The 2,730-nt window shown below is 46.5% G+C and carries 3 protein-coding genes; 2 read left to right on the top strand and 1 reads right to left on the bottom strand.

The window, feature by feature from the left end; translation table 11 throughout:
• A partial coding sequence (gene argS / locus WBV75_RS09225; protein WP_424120334.1) for an arginine--tRNA ligase occupies positions 1–1,121 on the bottom strand: 1,121 nt, incomplete at its 3' end.
• A 163-nt stretch (positions 1,122–1,284) separates the two neighbouring features.
• Here argS and WBV75_RS09220 point away from each other — a divergent pair.
• Together WBV75_RS09220 and WBV75_RS09215 are read left to right on the top strand one after the other, a co-directional pair.
• Positions 1,285–1,710, top strand: coding sequence for a hypothetical protein (locus tag WBV75_RS09220; protein ID WP_424120333.1), 426 nt, complete (start codon positions 1,285–1,287; stop codon positions 1,708–1,710).
• A gap of 5 nt (positions 1,711–1,715) precedes the next feature.
• The coding region (locus WBV75_RS09215; protein WP_424120332.1) for an NAD(P)H-binding protein at positions 1,716–2,730 on the top strand (1,015 nt) is incomplete at its 3' end.

Genomic DNA, 2,730 nt, shown 5'->3' with positions numbered 1-2,730 from the left:
TCATACCCTAGCTTTTTTAAGATCAGAAAGAGAACCTTAAAATGATAATCCTGTTCGTTCCCAACCGTGTAGACCATCCCGGTAATGTCAGGATAATCGGTGACCCGCTGTATGGCCGTACCTATATCCTGTGTCATATATACAGCTGTTCCATCCGCCCTAAGCACAATTTTCTCGTCCAGCCCATCTTCCGTTAGGTCAATCCAAACGCTCCCATCCTCTTTTTTAAAGAAAACCCCTTTTTCAAGGCCTTCCTCTACAATGTCCTTTCCGAGCAAATAGGTGTCACTTTCGTAGTACAACGTGTCAAAATCAACACCAAGATCTTTGTAAGTGCGCTCAAAACCGTCGTATACCCAACCGTTCATCATCTTCCATAAAGCAACCACTTCAGGATCCCCGGCCTCCCAGCGCCTCAATAACTCCTGGGCTTCTTTTAAACTGGGCGCTTCCTTTTCTGCCTCTGCCTCGGGCATGCCTTCGGCCACGAGGCTCAGAACTTCATCTTTATAGGCATTGTTGTAAGCCACGTAGTAACTGCCCACGAGCTTATCGCCTTTCAAACCACTTCGCCCGGGGGTCTCCCCTTTGCCATAGCGCTTCCAGGCAAGCATGCTTTTACAAATATGAATGCCCCTGTCATTGACGATCTGTGTCTTATAAACCTTATTACCGGCGGCTTTGAGGATCTCAGAGACTGAGTACCCAAGCAGGATATTGCGAATATGACCAAGGTGCAGGGGTTTATTGGTATTGGGGGAGGAATACTCAACCATCACCACCCCTTTGGATTCGGGTTCCTGATAGCCATAGGTCTCCTTGGAGCGGATGTCGTTAAAGAAATTAAGGTAATAGGTATCACTGATCTCCAGATTCAGGAACCCCTTGATGGTATTATAACCACTCACTTCGCCCAACCTGGATTTGAGGTACTTGCCAATGGCATTTCCAATTTCTACAGGGTTGCCTTTTAACTGACGTAACATCGGGAAAACCACTACCGTCACATCCCCTACAAATTCCTTGCGGGTCGGCTGCAATTCCACAGTTTCCAGTGCGGATCCGTACAGGGTTTGAACCCCTTCTTTTACCGTTTGAATCAGGAGATTTTCCAGGTGCATAAACCGTCGTTTAAAGGTGCAAAACTAAACAATTTTAGGGCACCGTCACAGGTTTCAGGGATTGGTTCGAAATGGCTAACTTTACTATAAAAAGCTATGCAAATGAGATTCTCAGGTATTAAAACCTACCGTCCTGGGCTGCAGCACCCTAAAGCCAATAGAGATGCTTGTTAATGTTTCGTACAACAACCCGGAACTCAGGCGCAAAATAGAGGATCTGGTCGGAAAACCATTTACCCTAAGGGAGCGATGGGAACTTAAAGGAATCGGGTCGCCAAAACTTATAATAACCGGATCCAGCGTAGAGATCCACAACCTTTTGATACTGGATAATAATCGGGATAGCTGTAATATTGAATTGCGACCCAAAGGGATTATTGTCCGTTTCAGGTCATTGTTGGAGACCTATGGGCTTATCATCCCCTATTATAAACTGACCCTCTACAAAGGAGATATAGGCGTGTACTCGGTCCACGTAGACAATCATTTTATCCGGGTTCAGGCAGATACAAAAGCCATCCAGAAGTTTTTTGTGAGGCTTTTGGGATATAAGGCAGATCAGACACCCGAAGGCCCTCCTAACCTCTAGTGCTTATGGCAGAACATTCATCAGAAAATCGCCCTTTAAAAATTTTGCTTACCGGAGCCAACGGATACATCGGGATGCGGTTGTTACCACAACTGTTACGGCAAGGGCATCACTTGGTCTGCGCTGTTAGGGATGCGAAACGCCTGTCGGTTGATGCGGAGACCCGGAATAAAATCGAAATTGTTGAAGTAGACTTTTTAAATGATCCGCGGGAAGGGGTTTTTACCCCGGACTACGATGTGGTGTATTACCTGATCCACTCGATGAGTTCTTCGACCACTGATTTTGACAAAAGGGAAGCCCAGTCTGCTCAAAATTTCAATATTTATATGAAACAAGCGCGACCCACCCAGGTGATATACCTCAGTGGTATCGTGAACAACGACAAATTATCCAAACACCTCAGCTCCCGGAAAAAGGTCGAAGAAATCCTCTACAAAGGACCATTTGCACTGACCGTGCTCCGGGCCGGTATTATTGTAGGTTCGGGCAGTTCATCGTTTGAGATTATCCGGGACCTGTGCGAAAAACTCCCCCTTATGATTACTCCGAAATGGGCGCTCACCCGGACCCAGCCTATTGCGATCCGCGATGTGATTCAGTTCCTGACCGGGGTATTGGGGCGTGCCGATACGTACAATCAGTCTTTCGATATTGGCGGACCCGATATTCTCACCTATAAAGATATGCTCAAACGCTATGCAAAAGTCAGGGGTTTCCGAAACTGGATCCTGACTGTTCCGGTAATGACACCTAAACTATCCTCCTACTGGCTGTATTTTGTCACCTCCACTTCGTACAAACTCGCAATCAACCTGGTCGACAGTATGAAAATGGAAGTTGTGGCACAGGATAACAAACTGCAGGAGCTGCTGGGAATTAAAACCCACACGTATGAAGAGGCCATTGATATGGCCTTCGAAAAAATCGAACAGAACCTGGTGGTCAGTAGCTGGAAAGACAGTATGGTCAGCGGCCGCTTTAACCAGAACCTGGAACAGTATATTCAGGTTCCCAAAT

Origin of the sequence: Robiginitalea sp. (genome assembly GCF_049588695.1) — a bacterium.
Lineage (GTDB): Bacteria > Bacteroidota > Bacteroidia > Flavobacteriales > Flavobacteriaceae > Robiginitalea.
The sequence above is the reverse complement of the archived record's forward strand: the minus strand, read 5'-3'. Positions and strand labels throughout refer to the sequence as shown.